This window comes from Methylobacterium ajmalii, from assembly GCF_016613415.1.
GTDB lineage: Bacteria > Pseudomonadota > Alphaproteobacteria > Rhizobiales > Beijerinckiaceae > Methylobacterium > Methylobacterium ajmalii.
Map to the genome: position 1 here is coordinate 71,361 of NZ_JACWCT010000061.1, position 16,390 is coordinate 87,750.

General features: G+C 70.4%; 17 protein-coding genes. 9 read left to right on the forward strand and 8 right to left on the reverse strand.

Annotation, left to right across the window (positions count from 1 at the left end):
• Nucleotides 1–2: 2 nt before the first annotated feature.
• The 5 genes from HPY23_RS11500 (at nucleotide 3) to sorB (ending at nucleotide 4,427) form a co-directional block, all read left to right on the forward strand.
• Nucleotides 3–1,298 (forward strand): arsenic transporter, encoded by a 1,296-nt coding sequence (locus tag HPY23_RS11500; protein ID WP_200601665.1) that lies wholly within the window; start codon nucleotides 3–5, stop codon nucleotides 1,296–1,298.
• A 255-nt stretch (nucleotides 1,299–1,553) separates the two neighbouring features.
• Entirely contained in the window at nucleotides 1,554–2,042 is a 489-nt protein-coding gene (locus HPY23_RS11505; protein WP_200601667.1) for an RNA polymerase sigma factor, read from the forward strand.
• Complete coding sequence (locus HPY23_RS11510; RefSeq protein ID WP_200601669.1) at nucleotides 2,042–2,758, forward strand: anti-sigma factor family protein; 717 nt, start codon at nucleotides 2,042–2,044, stop codon at nucleotides 2,756–2,758. The genes HPY23_RS11505 and HPY23_RS11510 overlap by 1 nt, the downstream gene beginning before the upstream one ends.
• A 123-nt stretch (nucleotides 2,759–2,881) precedes the next feature.
• The gene (sorA, locus tag HPY23_RS11515) at nucleotides 2,882–4,093 is read left to right on the forward strand and encodes a SorA family sulfite dehydrogenase catalytic subunit (RefSeq protein WP_200601671.1); all 1,212 of its coding nucleotides are present in this window, start codon (nucleotides 2,882–2,884) and stop codon (nucleotides 4,091–4,093) included.
• A gap of 13 nt (nucleotides 4,094–4,106) precedes the next feature.
• Entirely contained in the window at nucleotides 4,107–4,427 is a 321-nt protein-coding gene (gene sorB / locus HPY23_RS11520) for a SorB family sulfite dehydrogenase c-type cytochrome subunit (RefSeq protein WP_200601672.1), read from the forward strand.
• A gap of 49 nt (nucleotides 4,428–4,476) precedes the next feature.
• On the opposite strand, the gene HPY23_RS11525 is transcribed toward sorB, so the two are convergent.
• Both HPY23_RS11525 and copM read right to left on the reverse strand, forming a co-directional pair.
• The gene (locus HPY23_RS11525) at nucleotides 4,477–5,916 is read right to left on the reverse strand and encodes a YncE family protein (RefSeq protein ID WP_200601673.1); all 1,440 of its coding nucleotides are present in this window, start codon (nucleotides 5,914–5,916) and stop codon (nucleotides 4,477–4,479) included.
• Between the two features lie 49 nt (nucleotides 5,917–5,965).
• Complete coding sequence (copM, locus tag HPY23_RS11530) at nucleotides 5,966–6,364, reverse strand: CopM family metallochaperone (RefSeq protein WP_200601674.1); 399 nt, start codon at nucleotides 6,362–6,364, stop codon at nucleotides 5,966–5,968.
• 197 nt (nucleotides 6,365–6,561) lie between these two features.
• On the opposite strand from copM, the gene HPY23_RS11535 reads away from it, so the two are divergent.
• The 3 genes from HPY23_RS11535 to HPY23_RS11545 all read left to right on the forward strand — a co-directional run bounded on the left by HPY23_RS11535 (nucleotide 6,562) and on the right by HPY23_RS11545 (nucleotide 8,808).
• Nucleotides 6,562–7,071 (forward strand): sigma-70 family RNA polymerase sigma factor, encoded by a 510-nt coding sequence (locus tag HPY23_RS11535; RefSeq protein WP_200601675.1) that lies wholly within the window; start codon nucleotides 6,562–6,564, stop codon nucleotides 7,069–7,071.
• Complete coding sequence (locus HPY23_RS11540) at nucleotides 7,068–7,862, forward strand: anti-sigma factor family protein (RefSeq protein WP_200601676.1); 795 nt, start codon at nucleotides 7,068–7,070, stop codon at nucleotides 7,860–7,862. The genes HPY23_RS11535 and HPY23_RS11540 overlap by 4 nt, the downstream gene beginning before the upstream one ends.
• A 61-nt stretch (nucleotides 7,863–7,923) precedes the next feature.
• Nucleotides 7,924–8,808 (forward strand): LysR substrate-binding domain-containing protein, encoded by an 885-nt coding sequence (locus tag HPY23_RS11545; protein WP_200601677.1) that lies wholly within the window; start codon nucleotides 7,924–7,926, stop codon nucleotides 8,806–8,808.
• A 13-nt stretch (nucleotides 8,809–8,821) separates the two neighbouring features.
• Here HPY23_RS11545 and HPY23_RS11550 read toward each other — a convergent pair whose 3' ends face one another.
• The 3 genes from HPY23_RS11550 to HPY23_RS11560 form a co-directional block, all read right to left on the reverse strand.
• On the reverse strand, nucleotides 8,822–9,901 hold the full coding sequence (locus HPY23_RS11550; RefSeq protein WP_200601678.1) for a molybdopterin-dependent oxidoreductase: 1,080 nt from the start codon (nucleotides 9,899–9,901) through the stop codon (nucleotides 8,822–8,824).
• 65 nt (nucleotides 9,902–9,966) lie between these two features.
• Nucleotides 9,967–11,049: a YeiH family protein gene (locus tag HPY23_RS11555; RefSeq protein ID WP_200601679.1), complete on the reverse strand. Its 1,083-nt coding sequence runs from the start codon at nucleotides 11,047–11,049 to the stop codon at nucleotides 9,967–9,969.
• Between the two features lie 277 nt (nucleotides 11,050–11,326).
• Nucleotides 11,327–12,127 carry a pentapeptide repeat-containing protein gene (locus tag HPY23_RS11560; protein ID WP_200601680.1) on the reverse strand — a complete coding sequence of 267 codons (801 nt, stop codon included), beginning with the start codon at nucleotides 12,125–12,127 and terminating at the stop codon, nucleotides 11,327–11,329.
• A 185-nt stretch (nucleotides 12,128–12,312) separates the two neighbouring features.
• Here HPY23_RS11560 and HPY23_RS11565 point away from each other — a divergent pair, with 185 nt between their 5' ends.
• Nucleotides 12,313–12,987 carry a Crp/Fnr family transcriptional regulator gene (locus tag HPY23_RS11565; protein WP_200601681.1) on the forward strand — a complete coding sequence of 225 codons (675 nt, stop codon included), beginning with the start codon at nucleotides 12,313–12,315 and terminating at the stop codon, nucleotides 12,985–12,987.
• 311 nt (nucleotides 12,988–13,298) lie between these two features.
• Here HPY23_RS11565 and HPY23_RS11570 read toward each other — a convergent pair whose 3' ends face one another.
• The 3 genes from HPY23_RS11570 to HPY23_RS33845 all read right to left on the reverse strand — a co-directional run bounded on the left by HPY23_RS11570 (nucleotide 13,299) and on the right by HPY23_RS33845 (nucleotide 16,242).
• A complete protein-coding gene (locus tag HPY23_RS11570) occupies nucleotides 13,299–13,670 on the reverse strand; it encodes a response regulator (RefSeq protein WP_099954406.1) in 372 nt (123 codons plus the stop codon).
• A gap of 96 nt (nucleotides 13,671–13,766) precedes the next feature.
• Nucleotides 13,767–14,711 carry a sensor histidine kinase gene (locus tag HPY23_RS11575; protein WP_164712380.1) on the reverse strand — a complete coding sequence of 315 codons (945 nt, stop codon included), beginning with the start codon at nucleotides 14,709–14,711 and terminating at the stop codon, nucleotides 13,767–13,769.
• A gap of 82 nt (nucleotides 14,712–14,793) precedes the next feature.
• Complete coding sequence (locus HPY23_RS33845) at nucleotides 14,794–16,242, reverse strand: GAF domain-containing protein (RefSeq protein WP_329618770.1); 1,449 nt, start codon at nucleotides 16,240–16,242, stop codon at nucleotides 14,794–14,796.
• Between the last annotated feature and the right edge of the window lie 148 nt (nucleotides 16,243–16,390).

Consider the following 16,390-nt stretch of genomic DNA (forward strand, 5'->3'; position numbering starts at 1 on the left):
CGATGCTCGCGCTCGCCATCTTTCTCGTCACCCTCGTGTTCGTCATCTGGCAGCCCAAGGGCCTCGGGATCGGGTGGAGCGCGCTCGCCGGTGCGGGGGTCGCCCTCGCCACGGGCGTGATCCATCCGGGTGACATCCCGGTGGTCTGGCACATCGTCTGGGACGCCACCTTCACGTTCGTGGCGCTCATCATCATCTCGCTGCTGCTGGACGAGGCCGGGTTCTTCCACTGGGCCGCACTGCACATCGCTCGCTGGGGCGGGGGGCGCGGCCGGCGGCTGTTCCCGCTCATCGTGCTCCTCGGCGCGGCCATTGCGGCCGTGTTCGCCAACGACGGCGCGGCGCTGCTGCTGACCCCGATCGTGCTGGCGATCCTGCTCCGCCTCGACTTCAAGCCGGCGGCGGCGCTCGCCTTCATCGTCGCCTGCGGGTTCGTGGCGGATTCGACCTCCCTTCCGCTGGTGATCTCCAACCTCGTCAACATCGTCTCGGCCAACTTCTTCGACGTGACCTTCGGCCGGTACGCCGCCGTGATGGTGCCGGTGAACCTCGTCTCCCTGGCGGCGACCCTGCTGGTGCTGTGGGCCTACTTCCGGCGCGACGTGCCGGCGGCCTATCCCGTGGATGCGCTCGAACGCCCGAACGACGCGATCCGCGAGCCGCTGGTGTTCCGGGCGGCGTTCCCGCTGCTCGGCGTGCTGCTGCTCGCCTACTTCGTCACCGCACCGTTCGGGGTGCCGGTGTCGGCCGTCACCTGTGCCGGCGCGGCGGTGCTCCTGCTGCTCGCCAACCGAAGCGGGATCATCCCGATCCGCAAGGTGCTGACCGGCGCCCCCTGGCAGATCGTCCTGTTCAGCCTCGGCATGTACCTGGTGGTCTACGGCCTCCGGAACGCCGGCCTGACCGACGAGTTGGCGAAGGGGCTGGTCTGGCTTGCCGGGCATGGACCGTGGGTCGCCACCGTCGGCACCGGTTTCGCCGCCGCGATCCTGTCGTCCGTCATGAACAACATGCCGAGCGTGCTGATCGGGGCGCTCTCGATCCAGCAGGCCCCGGACCTGTCGCCGCTGACCCGCGAGCTGATGGTCTACGCCAACGTGATCGGGTGCGACCTCGGTCCGAAGTTCACGCCCATCGGCAGCCTTGCCACCCTGCTCTGGCTGCACGTCCTGGATAGCAAGGGCCAAAGGATCACCTGGGGCCAGTACATGAAAGTCGGGCTGGTCATCACCCCGCCCGTGCTGCTGGTCACGCTGCTGGCGCTGGCGGCCTGGCTGCCGCTGCTCGGCGCTCGGTAGCCCGCCCGCGCCCGAGGACCGCCGGCTGGCCGGTGATCTCCGCCTTCTGCCGGCTCTACGGCGCGGAGGCTCGGCTGCCACACACTGTAAAACATGACCGGGCGACGTTTGAGAGCGTGGCAGAACGTTGCGCACCGCTTCGAGTGGCCCAGCGGCAATATCAGGCCTCCCACCATCCAAAATCATCGACACGGATGGCGCTGCTGTCTCCTCATGCGTCGTTATGATACGGAGCACGGGGGACGATACGTCAGGATGCGATCCATCGGCCAGCACCTCGTCGAAGCGTGGCCGCGCCTGTTCCGCTACGCCCTGACGCTGACGCGGGAGCCTGACGCCGCGCGCGACCTGATGCAGCAGAGCGCCCTCAAGGCGCTCTCGACGGGGACGACGCCGAGCGAACCCCGGGCGGCCCGCGCCTATCTGTTCCGGATCGTGCGCCACGCCTGGATCGACCGCATCCGCCGGACCCGGACCCGCCGCGAGGACGATCTCGTGGATTGGCCCGACGAAGGGTTCGACGACCGCCTGATCGAGGCCATCGCCGTGCGCCAGGCTTTCGCCGCCCTCGATGCGCCCTGCCGGACGGTCGTGACCTGCGTGGACGTCGAAGGCCTAAGCTACCGGGAGACCGCCGAACGGCTCGGCATTCCCGTCGGCACGGTCATGAGCCGTCTGCACCGGGCGAGGCGGATCATGCTGCACCGGATCGCCGGGCCGTCCGATGGGAGCGAGGGGCGGTGATGCGCTGGGAGACCCTAAATGCCTACGTCGATGGGGAACTCGACGCGCAGGACCGGCGCGCTGTCGCGGAGACGCTGGCACGGGACCCGATCCTGGCCGCGCGGGTCGCGACCCTGACCCGGCTGAAGCAGGGGGTGAAGCAAGCGGTAACGGCGGCGGCCGTGCCGCCCCGGCGCGCGCCGATCGCCCGCGCCTACATCGGATGGGCGTGCACCGCGGCCCTGGTCGTCCTCGTCGGCACCGGCTGGCTCGCCCTGTCGTCTCGCGCGCCGGCCGACTCCGCGCGCGCGGCCTTCACGGCCTGGAGCGCGGCGGGCTCACCCGCGAACGACGTACGGCTCGCGGGCGGCCCCCCTGGCTTCCCCCTCGATCTCGGGGCGGCCGGCTTCCGCTTGGTCTACCTGTCCCCGGACGATGGTTCGGTCGGTCGCCTCGCCGGTTACGAGGGGCGTCACGGCTGCCGGCTCGCCATCTGGAGCGGCCCGTCGCGCGGACAGGCCGGTCTGGAGATCGCGCAAGGGAGCGGCGGCCTGCGTATGGCGCGCTGGGATAGCGAGGGGCGCCGCTACGTCCTCCTGTCCGAGATGGTGCCGACCGAGCGGTTCGCCCTGCTGGCCGAGGCAGCCGTGCTGCTCACCGAACCGAACAAGACGGACCGCCTGCGGCTCGCCCTGGACCGGGCCACCGGCCTCTCGGAGCGCCCCTGCACCGGCTGACCCGGCGCGCGCCGCGGGATTTATTTCGACCCGCCGCGAATAAACCGGGGGCGACGTGCGTCTCCTCCTCCGCACGTCGCGGGCCCGGTCGCCGGAGCCTCGCGCGGATCGGGGAGGAATCGGATGCTCGACAGACGCGATCTCATCAGGCGGGCGGGCCTCACCGCCCTGGCGGGCCTGGGCGGCAGCAGCTTCGCGTCGTTGCGGGCGCTCGCGGGCGACACCGCCACGCTGCCCTTCGGCAACGGCGAGCGGCCCCTGGTGGCCTATCCGGGCAAGCGCCCGCTGCTTCAGATGACCGCGCGCCCGCCGCAGCTGGAGACCCCGTTCTCGGTGTTCGACGAGGGCGCCATCACGCCCAACGACGCGTTCTTCGTGCGCTACCATCTCGCCGACATCCCGACCGAGATCGATCCCGAGACCTACCGCGTCGCGATCAAGGGCCATGTCGAGCGGGAGGTCGCGCTCTCGCTCGCCGACCTGAAGGCGATGCCGACGACCGAGATCGTCGCGGTCAACCAGTGCTCGGGCAATTCCCGCGGCTTCTTTGAACCGCGCATGGCCGGCGGGCAGCTCGCCAACGGCGCCATGGGCTGCGCCCGCTGGACCGGCGTGCCGCTGAAGGCCGTGCTCGACAAGGCCGGGGTGAAGGCGGGCGCCGTGGAGGTCGCCTTCACCGGCCTCGACGGCCCGGTGATCCCGGAGACGCCGGACTTCGCCAAGTCGCTCAAGCTCGACCACGCCCGCGATGGGCAGGCGATGCTGGCCTGGGGCATGAACGGGCAGGACCTGCCCTGGCTTAACGGCTATCCCCTGCGCCTCGTCGTGCCGGGCTTCTACGGCACCTACTGGGTCAAGCATTTGGAGAGCATCCGCGTGCTCGACAAACCCTTCGACGGCTTCTGGATGCAAAAGGCCTATCGCATCCCCGACAACGACTGCGCCTGCACCGAACCCGGCAAGGCGGCGGACAAGACGGTGCCGATCAACCGCTTCACGGTGCGCTCCTTCCTGACCAACCTGACCGACGGGGCGGAGGTGAAGGCCGGGCGCACGCCCCTTCGCGGCATCGCCTTCGATGGCGGCTCCGGGATCAGGTCGGTGGCGGTCTCGACCGACGACGGCAAGACCTGGACGGAGGCGCGGCTCGGGCAGGATCTCGGCCCCTACGCCTTCCGGCCCTGGACCCTCGACGCGGAGCTGTCGCCGGGGGCGCACGCGATCCGGGTGCGGGCGACCGCCAACGACGGGGCGAGCCAGCCGATGGAGCCGCGCTGGAACCCGGCCGGGTACCTGCGCAACGTGGTCGAGACCACCCGCGTGCGCGCGGCCTGAGGGAGTGACGACGATGACCCGCATCACCCTCGCCCTGGCGGCGGCCCTCGCCCTCGCGGCCGGCGCGGCGCTCGCCGCCCCGAAATCCTACGCGGTGCCGGAGCCGACCGCGGAGCTGCGGACGCCGAAGGCCGGCACGCACGCGGAGGGCTTCGAGGCGGCCCAGGCGAACTGCCTGTCCTGCCATTCGGTGGACTACATCGCGATGCAGCCGCCGGGCAAAGGCGCGGCCTTCTGGGAGTCCGAGGTGACCAAGATGGTCAAGGTCTACCACGCGCCGATCGACGAGGCGCAGGCCAAGGCCATCGCCGCCTACCTCGCCGACACCTACTGAGGCGCGGCGCGCGACAGGGGGGCGGTCCGGCGACCGCCCCCTCGTCTCGTCAGCGCGGCGCCTGGGTCTGGACCGTCGCGCCGGTCTCGCCGGGCTTGCCCTCGACGATGACGAGGCTGCGCCGCGTGGCTTCGTTGGCGTTCTGCGTCACCTGCCGGATCGGACCGACGGCGTTGACGATGGCCGCGCCCGCCGGGTTCGTCATGAAGGCGGCCAGCGGCTCCAGCGGCCCGGCGCCCTTCGGATCGGCCGAGAGGGCCAGCACGTAGGGCTTCTTCGGCGTGAGCCCCGTCACCGCCGCCTGCAGGGTCTGCAGCACGCCTTGGTCGAACAGCGTGACCTGCGTGGCCGCCTTGCCGTCCGGCCCGGCCAGCGTCAGCGTGCTCGATTGGCCCGCCGCGCCCAGCGGCTGGAGGTTCGGCGCGCCCGCTCCCTCCGGCACCGCCTCCGGGACGTAGGCCACCCCCTGCGGCCCCTGGCCGATCGGGATCGTGGCGATCACCGCGTTGCTGCCGGTGTCGATCACCGCGACCGCATCGGCATTCTCCAGGCCGACATAGATCCGCGAACCGTCGCCCGAGGGCCAGAGGCCGTGCGGGAGCGCGCCGGTGGGAATCGTCGCGACCTGCGAGAAGTCGTCGGTGCGGAACACCTTCACTTGGTTCAGGCCGCCGACCGTCACGTAGGCGAACTGCCCGGCCTTCGTGCGCGCGATGTTGACGTGGTTGGTGATCGGCCCCGTCTCGATGGTCTTGAGCGCCTTGAACGGCGGCGTGGCCTCGAACACCTGGACGCGGCCGACGTCCTTGAGGGTGAACCACACCTGCTGGCCGTCGGGCGTCGCCGCGATGTCGGGGCAGAACGGGCTCTCCTGCTTGATCCGCCCGACGATCTCCCGGCTCTTCACGTCGATGGCGACCGTCTCGGGGCTGAAGCTGGAGCAGACGTAGCCGTAACGCCCGTCGGGCGAGAAGATCGTCATGCCCGGCCCGTTCGGCACCGTGATCCGGCCCGTCTCCCGGCCCGTCCCGGCGTCGAGAATGGCGACGTAATCCTCGCCGCGCACGCTGACCCAGACCTCGTGCCCGTCCGGCGTGAAGAACGCCTCGTGCGGCGAGCGGCCGACATAGGTCGTGCGGCGCACCGTGTTGGTCGCGGTGTCGATGAAGCTGACCGAGTTCGAGCCGATCGAGACGGCGAGCAGGGTCTTGCGGTCGGGCGAGAAGCCCATGCCGTGGACCAGGAGCTGGCCGCGATAGAGCGGGCTTAGGTTCGCGGGCGTCGTGTCGCCGAGACGGATCACGCCGAGGAGCGTGTTGGCGGCTGGGTCGATCACCGAGACCGTGTTGGAGAACTGATCCGAGGTGTAGAACCGGTCGCGGGGGCCGACGGGCACGTCCGGCGTCGAGGCGGGCCCCGGCGCCTGGCCCGCAAGCGCGGTCCCGCCCAGGAGGGCGAGCAGCAGGGTCGCCGGAATGAGGTGTCGCATCGTGAAGGTCTCTTCGCGCTGATGGTCGGGACGGGGGACGGCAATCCGCTCAGTGATGGTGGCGGGCCGGCGGCTGCGTCGGTTGGGTCCGCGCGACCGGTCGCTCGGCGAGGGCGCGGCGCATGACCTCGATCTCCTGCGCCTGCTCGACGATGATGCCCTGCGCGAGCCGACGCAGGACCGGGTCGCGGCCGTAGGCGAGTTCGGCCTTCGCCATCTCGATCGCGCCCTGATGGTGCGGGATCATCATGGCGGCGAAGTCCCGGTCGGGGTCGCCGGACGGCGCCACCGCCATGTCGGCGTGCATCCGCGCCATCGATTGGGCCATCATCGCATCGAAGCCGCCAGGGGCAGTCTCCGCATGCCCGGCGCGCATCATCATGCCGCCGCCCAGGACGCCCCCAGCCATCAGTAGGGTGATGAGGATCGCCGTCGGTGCTCCGCGCATGGTCTCTCCCGAAGTGTCGAGGTCACGCGGGGAGAGATGCCGGCCGGGCCGGGATATTCCCCGCTGCCTCCGGCCCATCGGTCACGGATGCGTGATCGGTCCGCCGGGGCGGGGCTTGGAATAGTTCGGCTGCTTCCGGCATCTCTCGTCCGAACGGCGGCGCGGGCATCGCCGTCGCCGCGATCCGGAGACCGCCCTTGGACGACCTCGCCGTCCTGATCGAACCGCAAATTCCGGCCTTGCGGCGTTACGCGAACGCGCTGCTGCGCCAGCGCGAGGCGGCCGACGACCTCGTTCAGGACACGCTGGAACGGGCGATCCGCGCTTGGCCGCAGCGCCGCGATGGCGACCTGCGGGCGTGGCTGTTCGCGATCCTGCGCAACCGCTACCTCGAAGGCGTGCGCCGCCGCCGGGGCATCGAGGTCGGCCCGGAGGCGCTGGCGGAGGTCGCGGAGGCCGGGGTCGATCCCGAGGCGGCCATGGGGGCGCGGGACGTGCTCGACGGGATCGCCGCGCTACCCGAGGAACAGCGATCCGTCCTGCTCCTCGTCGCGGTCGAGGACATGTCCTATGCCGAGGTCGCCACCGTGCTCGCGGTCCCGATCGGCACCGTGATGTCGCGCCTCAGCCGGGCCCGCGGCCGGATGCGCGCGTTCCTCGATCAGGCCCCCACGATCGTCACCGGGCATCTGCGGAGGGTGAAATGACCGCGTCCGACCCGCGTCCCGTCGGCGAGGACGACCTGCACGCCTTCGTGGACGGACGGCTCGATCCGGGCCGCCGCGCCGCCGTCGAGGCGTGGCTCGTCGCGCACCCGGAGGCGGCCGCCCGGGTCGCCGCCGACCGGGAGATGCGGGACCGCCTGCGGGCGCGCCTCGCGTCCGTGGCGGATGAGCCGATCCCCGCCCACCTGCGCATCGCGAATCTCGCGGGCCCACGCCGGAGGCGCCTCCCGCGTTGGTGGCCGAACGCGGCGGCGGCGGCGCTCCTGCTCGCCCTCGGCGGCGCGGCCGGGTGGGTCGGGCGCGGCTCCGTGCCGGGTCCGGCCCCGGCCGAACCGATGACGCAGGCGGCCGTCTCCGCCTTCCGCACCTACGTGGTCGAGGCCGCCCATCCGGTCGAGGTCCGCGCCGACGGCTCGACCGACCTCGTGCGATGGCTCAGCGCGCGCCTGGGCCGGCCCGTCACCGTGCCGGACCTGCGGGCGCAGGGCTTCCGGTTGATGGGCGGGCGCCTGCTCCCCGCCGGAGACGAGCCGGCGGCGATGCTGATGTACGACGACGACCGGGGCACCCGCCTGACCCTCTACAGCCGGGCCGGGACGACCGGCGGGCGCGGCGTGTTCCGCTACGCCCGCGCCGACGACGTGGCCGCCTTCTCATGGATCGACGCCGGGATGTCCTACGTGGTGACGGCCCGCACGGACGAAGCGCGGCTGCTCCGGGTCGCCGAGGCGGTCGATGCGCAGGTCTCGGGCAAGCGCGAGGGCGCGCGGTGACGCTCGTATCCGAACCCTGCCGGGCCACGCCGGCCAAGGCCCCCGCCGAGCCCGAGACGCCATGACTCTCGACCAGTTGCGCATCTTCGTGGCGGTCGCCGAGCGCCAGCACGTCACGCGGGCGGCCGAGGCGCTGAACCTCGTCCAGTCGGCGGTCAGCGCCGCCATCAGCGCTCTGGAGAGCCGGCACGCCGTCAAGCTGTTCCACCGGGTCGGCCGGGGCATCGAACTGACCGAGGCGGGCGGCGTCTTTCTCGCCGAGGCTCGCGCGGTGCTCGCCCGCGCCCAGGCGGCCGAACTCGTACTCGCGGACCTCAGCGGCTTGCGGCGCGGCACGCTGTCCGTCCAGGCGAGCCAGACCATCGCCGGCCACTGGCTCCCCCGGCACCTCGTCGCCTTTCGGGCGGCCTATCCGGACATCGTCCTGCGGCTCGGCATCGGCAACACCGCCGAGGCCGCCGAGGCGGTCCGGGCCGGGACGGCGGAACTCGCCTTCGTGGAAGGCGCGATCGATGACGGCAGCCTCGCGAGCGCCCCGATCGCCGAGGATCGGCTGATCCTCGTCATCGCCCCCGATCACCCGTTGGCCGCACGCGCGCGGCCGGGACGATCGGACCTCGCTTCGGTCTCCTGGGTGCTGCGCGAACCCGGATCGGGCACGCGCTCCGCCTTCGAGGCGGCGATCGATGCTTTGGGCATCGCGCCGGACGCACTCACGGTTGCCCTCGAACTGCCGTCGAACGAGGCGGTCCTCGCCGCCGTCGTGGCGGGGGCCGGGGCGAGCGTTCTGTCCGAAGCGGTGGTCGGACCCTCGCTGCGAACCGGCGTACTCGTCGCCGTGCCCTTCGCCCTGCCGACGCGGACCTTCCGTGTCCTGCGCCACAAGGAGCGCTACCGCGGTCGCGCCGCCGACGCGCTGCTCGACCTGATCCGTGCCGCCCCCTGATGAGGGCGGTCACTCAGGCAACCTCGACCCGCACACGGTGCCAGGAGGCGCTGAGATAGCCCTTGAAGTTCCACGTCTCGTCCGGCCGCGCCGGCTGGGTCTGCCCGGCGCTGTCCCAGGCGCGCACCGCGAGGTCGCGCTCGCCGGACGGAAGGTCCAGCACGATCTCCCAGAACGTCCAGGCGAAGGGGGCGCCGGCCTCGTGTTCTAGCCTGGCTTGATGCCAGGACCGGCCGCCGTCGCCCGAGACATCGACGCGCACGACCGCCCGGTCTCCCGCGATGGCGTACCCGCGGACGGTAGTCTCGCCCGCCTTGAGCCGAGCTCCGCGCGCGGGCTCGCAGATCGCGGCGTTGAGCGGCATCGTCTCGATGGTGTGGCCTTTCGCCGGATCGGCGGTCTCGGCCGTCACGTCCGGCGGGAACAGCTTGTAGTCGTCGGCCTGCATCGGGTTGGTCGAGGGGTGGTCCTGCACCGTGATGCGCTTCAGCCATTTCGGGCTGCGCACGCCCGCGAAGCCCGGCACGACGGCCCGCACGGGGAAGCCGTGTTCGGGCAACAGCGGTGCCCCGTTCATGGCGAAGGCCAGCAGCGTCTCGTCGGCGAGCGCCTTGGCGAGGGGAATGGAGACGCCGTAGGGCTGGCCCTCGACCAGGTCGTGGCTCTCGAAGGCCACATGGAGATCCGCTTCCGGCGTCACCCCTGCCGCCCGCAGGACGTCGCCGAGGCGGATTCCGGTCCAGTCCGCCGTCCCGATGGCGCCGCCGTCCCAGGGATCGCCCGAGACCGGGGCCACCACCCGCATGTCGGCGCGGCGGTTGCCGGCGCATTGCATCGTGGCCGTGACGGTCGCCTCGGGAAACCGCGTGCGCAGCTCCGCCAGCGACAGATCGAGGGGGCCGACACCCGCGCCGTCGATGGACAGACGCCATGTGGCGGGGTCGATCTCCGGCAGGTCGCCGTGAGAGCGAACGTAAAAATCCTCAGCGGCGGTCCGGTAGCGCATCCGCAGCCGGTCCAGCGGCGGCTCGGCGTTGTAGGGCCGTTCGCCGTGGACGATCAGGCGCGCCATGCGTTCGGCTAAGCTCGACATCGTGGCTCCTTCACGGGACAGGTCAAGGTTCAACGCGTTCGGCGGCGCTGGGTGGCGCGCTCACATCAGGCGATGCCGAGCAGGCGGATCAGCCCGAGGCTCACGGCCGTCAGGGCGGCGAGCGAAGCGACGACCGCCAGGGTGACGCGCGGTCCCGCCTTGGCGACGCTGCGCACGTCGACGCCGAGGCCGAGGGCCGCCATCGACACGATGGTCAGCGCGTTCGCCGTCGCGGCCATGGGGTGCAGGGCCGCTTCGGGAACGAGTCCCGCCGAGCGCAGACCCGCCAGGGCCAGGAAGGCGAGGATGAACCACGGCACCAGCCGCTGCAGCCCCATTCGGCCCGAGGCAGGGCGCTCGCCGGCCTTGGGGGGCGGCACGGTCACGCCCGTCCCCGTGCGCAGCCGGCCGATCCCGAGCGAGAGAGCCAGGACCACCGGCCCGAGCATCAACACGCGGACCAGCTTGACCAAGGTGCCGACCTGAACGCTGAGGGCGGCCACCGGCGCGGTTGCGGCGAGCACCTGCGGCACCGCGTAGACCGTGAGCCCCGCGAGCACGCCGTACTGCATCGGTGAGAGTCCGAGCAGCGGCACGAGCAGGGGCAAGCCGAGAACGACGAGAACGCCGAGCACGGCGGTGAAGGCGATGGACGAGGCGACGTCCTCGCCGTCCGCGTCGATCACCGGGGCCGTCGCCGCGATCGCCGAGTTTCCGCAGATCGAGTTGCCGCAGGCGACGAGGATGGCCAGGCGCGGGGACAACCCGAGAGCCCGGCCGATGCCGTAGCTCGCCGCGATGGCGAGGGCCACCACCACCGCGATGCCGACGAGAAGCCCCGGCCCGGCCGCGAGCAGCGTCCCGAGGCTGAGCGAGGCGCCGAGCAGGACGACGGCGATTTCCAGGATGGTCTTGGCGCCGAACGCGATCCCGCGAGCGAAGTGCCGACCGGGGTTCCAGGCCGTGCGGACGGCCGTGCCCAGCACGATGGCGAGGACCAGAGCCTCCAGCCATGCACGGCCGAAGACGTGTTCCTCGACCCTCTCCAGCCCGAGGGCGACGCCCGTCACCACGAGGCAAAGGGTCAGGCCGGGCAGGATGGAAGACAGGGCAAGCGCGCGTGATCGGAGAAAGGCTGCTGCGGGCATGGTGCGTGCACCTCGTGGAGTGGATCTGCCACGACCATGACCGCGTCCATTCGTTCGCTCCAACGGAACGTATCGATCGTTTTGATCACGTAATGCGATGAATTGGCTGGCGACGACGAACGTCGTGCTTCCGACTGAAGCCAGCCTTGTCGAATGGGCAACCCGAGTTTGCGGCTTCGCCTATATCAGGGAACGTTGCAGCTCCCCGCTGACCGGGTCTCATGAGATAGAAGCCGTTGAGGTCAGCGGCGGGCCGTCAGGTCGGTGAACGGGCAAGTCAATTGGATGCCTGAGTGACGGCACGGTCGATGTTCACCCTCTCCGCCCAGTCCTTGGCCTCGGACTGACCCTTGAGGTCGATCAGCCGGGCACCGCTGACGTCGACGTTCTTGAAATCCGCGCCCGTGACCGTAGCACCGGTCAAATTGGCCCCGGACAAGTCCGAACCCATCAGCACCACGCCGGTGAGATCGGCATCCTTGAGATTCGCATACTCCAGGCGTGACCGGCCGAGGTTGGCTCCCCTGAGGTTCGCGCCCGACAGGTTCACCGAGGTGAACACCACCCGCATCAAGCCCATGGACTGGTTCTTGATGTCGGCTCCGCCCTTGAGATCGACCAGCGTCGCGCCGCTCATGTTGGCGCCTTTGAAGTCTCCAATGGGCATGGACCGGCTGAGGTCGGCGCCGCTGAGGTTGGCGTCGCGGGCGGTGATACCGAACATCTTCGCGTCTGCGAGCTTGGCGCCGGACAGGTCTGCCTTCAGGAGCCATGCCTGTTCGAGGTTTGCGCCGCTGAGGTCGGCGCCGCGCAGATTGGCCTTGTTCAGGCGCGCAGTGCGTAAGTTGACGCCCCGGAGGTTCAGCCCGGAGAGATCGAGACCCGACAGAGCCTTGTCGTGCAGGTCGATGGGCTTCCCGTCCGCAGCCTGGATCATCGCCTCGACATCGGCGCGGCTCATCTCGGCCTTCGTCATGGCGGGTGAGGACATGTCTGCCCCGAGCAGCAGGTCCTGTTCGGCCGCGGCAGGGCCGGCGGCGAAGACGGCGAGCGTGAAGCTGAGGGCGAGGCGGCGCATCGGTTTCCTCCCGGTGGGCGCCGCGCTTGGCGAGCGCCCTTATCGTGTTCGTTGTGTCACGATGCTATGCTGGGACGCTGCACCCGGTCGGTGACCCAGGTCACACAAATCCGGCGCGGCGGGAGAAAAACGCAACGCGCGCCGGACGATCAACCCGTCGTCATGGCCGGGGGACCACGCCAGCCATGACGGATGCCCAGAAGGTCGAGCGATGGATCGACCGGTTTCCGCTTCTTCAAGCTCTCAGCCCGGCGCACCTTCAGATCGCTCGAGGAACCGTGCATTTCCCGGTGCTGGATGCAGGCGCCATCGCCTACGAACTGAATGGCGAGTGTGCCAACTACCTGATGTGCCTGGAGGGACGCACGCGGATCTTCCGGATCTCGGAGGGCGGACGCGAGGTGCTGATCTACAAGGTTGGCCCGGGTGGCACCTGCGCTCTGACCACCCAGTGCCTCCTGTCTGGCGGCACCTTTCCCGCGCAGAGCGTGGCCGAGGAGCGGACCGAACTGGCGGCCCTGCCGGTCGGCACGTTCCAGCACCTGATGAGCGACAGCGCGGCGTTCCGCAGCTTCGTCATGGATGACTACACGCGATTGATGTCCGGCCTGTTCACGCTGATCGACGAGGTCGCGTTCGCACCGCTGAAGCAGCGCCTCGCGCAACGCCTCCTCGCTGAAGCCGATCCGCGAGGCGTCGCCGCGGTGACCCATCAAAAGCTCGCGGACGATGTCGGCAGTGTGCGCGAGGTGGTGAGCCGCATCCTGGCACAATGGGCCGAAGCGGGCCTGATCGAACTTCGGCGAGGCGCTGTCGCGATCGTTGACCGGACCCGCTTGGAGGCCGCAGGGCGACGGTGACTGGCGGCGTGCCGGTGTCCATTTTTGAGGCCGACGCAAATTGAGCTTTACGACTGGGTTGGTTCGGTAGGGCTTTGTCTGCTCTTTTTGGCAAGCCCTCCCCAGAGCAGACAGGCCACTACTGGCCAGAAGTTGCCGAACCGGGTCCATTGAACTGCCTGGAAGCGGGCATTCCGACCGTCTGCAATGGGTCAGGAGCGTGGATTGCGCAAGCACCACCGGAACATCCGAGTGGGATCGAAAGCGGCCCAGACATGGCCAAGTTGATTGGGTTTTGACTCTGGCTCTTGAACCTCAAATCACGCGCCCGCTCATGCCGCGGCGCCGATGGCTTCCAGCAGCTGCGGCGACCGGTAGGGCTTGGGGAAGAATCGCCCATCGTCGGGAACCTTGGCCTCACGGAGCCAAGCCCGGCCCGAGGTCACGACGAGCCGGATACGTGGCCAGCGCTCGGCGACGCGTCCCGTCAGCGCGAGCCCATCCATCGATCCCGGCACGTCGATGTCGGTAAAGACGACGTCGACGCCGCGGCGTTGCTCCAGCACCGACAAGGCTGCGTCAGCCGTGGACGCCTCAACGACGGCGTAGCCGGCATCCTCCAGCATCGCGACGGCGATCATGCGGATGAGGTGTTCGTCCTCCACGAAGAGGATGCAGGGGAGGGGAGCAGGCGGCGAGGACATAGGGCGGGACCAGGGCTCGGGGACGAAGCGGTGCAACCGCCGAATAGGGCACGCAGTTTCAGCTTGGCGGCACGCCACTGGGACGCCGACGCGCCCTCAGCCCTCGTCCTGGAAGTTGCGGAGGGGCGCCTCGACGACGCAGGTCACGCCCTCGGGGGGGTAGTCCAAGGATAGGACGCCCCCAACTTGGCCGGTCAACCCGCGCTCGATCAGCCGCGTTCCGAAGCCCTTACGGGCGGGGGGACGCACCGGGGGCCCGCCGCGCTCGCGCCAGGCGAGCCTCAGGAGAGGACCGTCGTCACCCTCCCGGATGGACCAAGACATCTCCACCCGGCCGTCCGGGACCGAGAGCGCGCCGTACTTCATTGCATTGGTAGTCATCTCGTGCAGCATCAGCGCGAGCCATAGAGCCGCTTTCGCGCCGACCTCGATTTCGGGATCTGCGACCCGCACACGCTCCGATGCCCCCTCCAGGACGCCGATGCCCTCCCGGACGACGGCCGCGAGGGGGGCGCGCTCGGCGGCGCCTCCGAGCAGGATGTCGTGCGCCTTGCCGAGCGCGATTAATCGCTGGGAGAGTACCTCGCGCGCGTCATCGACGTCGGCGGCACCGCGCAGCGTTTGCGCCACCACGACCTGCACCATCGAGAACAGGTTCTTCATGCGGTGCGAAAGCTCGTGGTTGAGCAGGCGTTGCCGCTCCTCGGCCCGCAGCCGCGCGACGCCGACCTCGACGCGGTCGGCCACCACGCGCATGAACTCAAGTTCCTGCGCGGTCCAGGTCCGGGGCACGCGGTCGTGCACGAAGAACAGAGCCACCGTGCTGCCGCGCTCGCGGAGCGGGGTATCGACGAAGGCGGCCACGTCGATGGGCCGAAGCGCTGGCATGAAGGAGGCGGTGCGCGGGTCTGCGGCGACGTCGTGAATCACCAGCGGCTCGCCCCGCATGAGGCCGTGATGAAGCTCACCGTAGTCGGCGAAGCGGTGGTCGCCGGCCACGCTGACCTGTCCCGGCGCCGTCCAGTCCGGCTCGATGCTCACGTGTTGCCCGTCGCGTCGAGGCGGCCGAAACCGGCGCGGCTGGCGTTCAGCGCAGTGCCTGCGACCTCGGCCGCCACCCGCGTCACCTCGGCCACTTCGGTGAGGTCGCGCAGGCGGTCGCCGAGCTCCAACAGCACCGTCTTGAACCACTCGCTCTCGGCCAGCGCGTCCCGGTCGGCCCGCTGCTTGGTGATGTCGCGCGCGACGCCGACGAAGCGGAGGGGCTTGCCGGCCTCGTCGCGTTCGAGCTCGCCTTGCGGGCGATCCAGCGCACCTCCCCCGTGTCGGGTCGGCGGATGCGGTACTCGACGTCGCGCGGCGCCTGCCCGTTCGTGCGGAAAGTCGCGGTCGAGACGAGGTGCGCGTCCTCCCGGATAACCAGCCGCTCGAAGGCTGCAGACGGGTAGCTGTCGCGCGGTGGCAAGCCGTAGAGGCGGCAGAACTCGGGCGTGGCGTGCAGGACACCGTCGCGCCCGACGGCGAACACGCCCACGCCGCCGGCCTCCTGTGCGAGCCGCAAATGGTCCTCGGCCTCGCGCCGGGCGGCGACCTCACCCAACTCGGCCAACCCCGCCGACACGGTGCCGGCGAGCACTTGCGCGAGCTTGAGGTCGGTGGCAGTGAAGGCTCGGCGTCGGCTCGACTGCAGCTTGAGCACGCCGACCGCCTCCCTGCCACGGCGGACCGGCACGATCACGCAGGAGCGCAGGCGAAGGGACTCGACGAGGTCCCGCTTGACCCGGGCATCCTCCAGCACGTCGGGTACCAGCGCGGGCTCGCCGGAGAGCAGGCACGCCCCCGCGAGGCTGCCTCGCAGCGGCACCCGCAGCCCAGCATGGGGAACGAGTACGCCCGTGGTGGCGCGATAGACAAGCTCCTCGCCGTCCAACGTCTCGATGACGGCGCCCTCGGCATGCGGCACGGCTTCAATCGCACCCGTGACCAAGGCGTCCAGCATGACGCCCAGATCGCCTTTGGCCCCGGACAGGGCGGCTTGGGTGCGGATCAGCTCCTCGCTCTGCCCGAGCAGGCGGCGCTGTTCGGCCAACGCGCGACGCAGCTCCATCTGCGCCATGACCTGCCCGGCTAGCGCACGAAGGGATTCGGCTTGGCTAGGCGTAAGCCCGGACGGCCGGGGAGCGACGTCGATCACGCAGAGGCTCCCCAGCGCCTTGCCGTCCGGCGTGCGCAAAGGTGCGCCTGCGTAGAACCGGATGCCGGGCCCGCCGGTGACCAGCGGGTTTGTCAGGGTGCGAGGGTCGCGGGTCAGGTCGGGGATGACGAGCAGGTCCGGCTCGACGAGCGCGTGGACGCAGACGGACGCGTTCAGGTCCGTCCCGCATTCCGGGAAGCCGAGGCGTGCCTTGAACCACTGCTGGTCGCCGGCGACGAGGCTGACCAGGGCCACCGGGGTCTCGCAGATGTTGCGGGCGAGCAGGACGATGTCGTCGAAGCCCTTCTCCGGCGCAGTGTTGAGGATCCCGTAGGTGGCCAGAGCCGCGAGCCGGTTCGGGTCGACGACGGTGTCCAAGGTGGCTGCAGGTACGCTCATCGATGGGCCGGCGCTACTTGGCCTCGCGCGGAACCGACGCGCACGGGGCGTCTGGGGTTACGGGCCATGCGTCGCCCATTCACTTCGCTCAGGCAACGCTTGAACCCGTTCCGATAGCGTGAAAGCG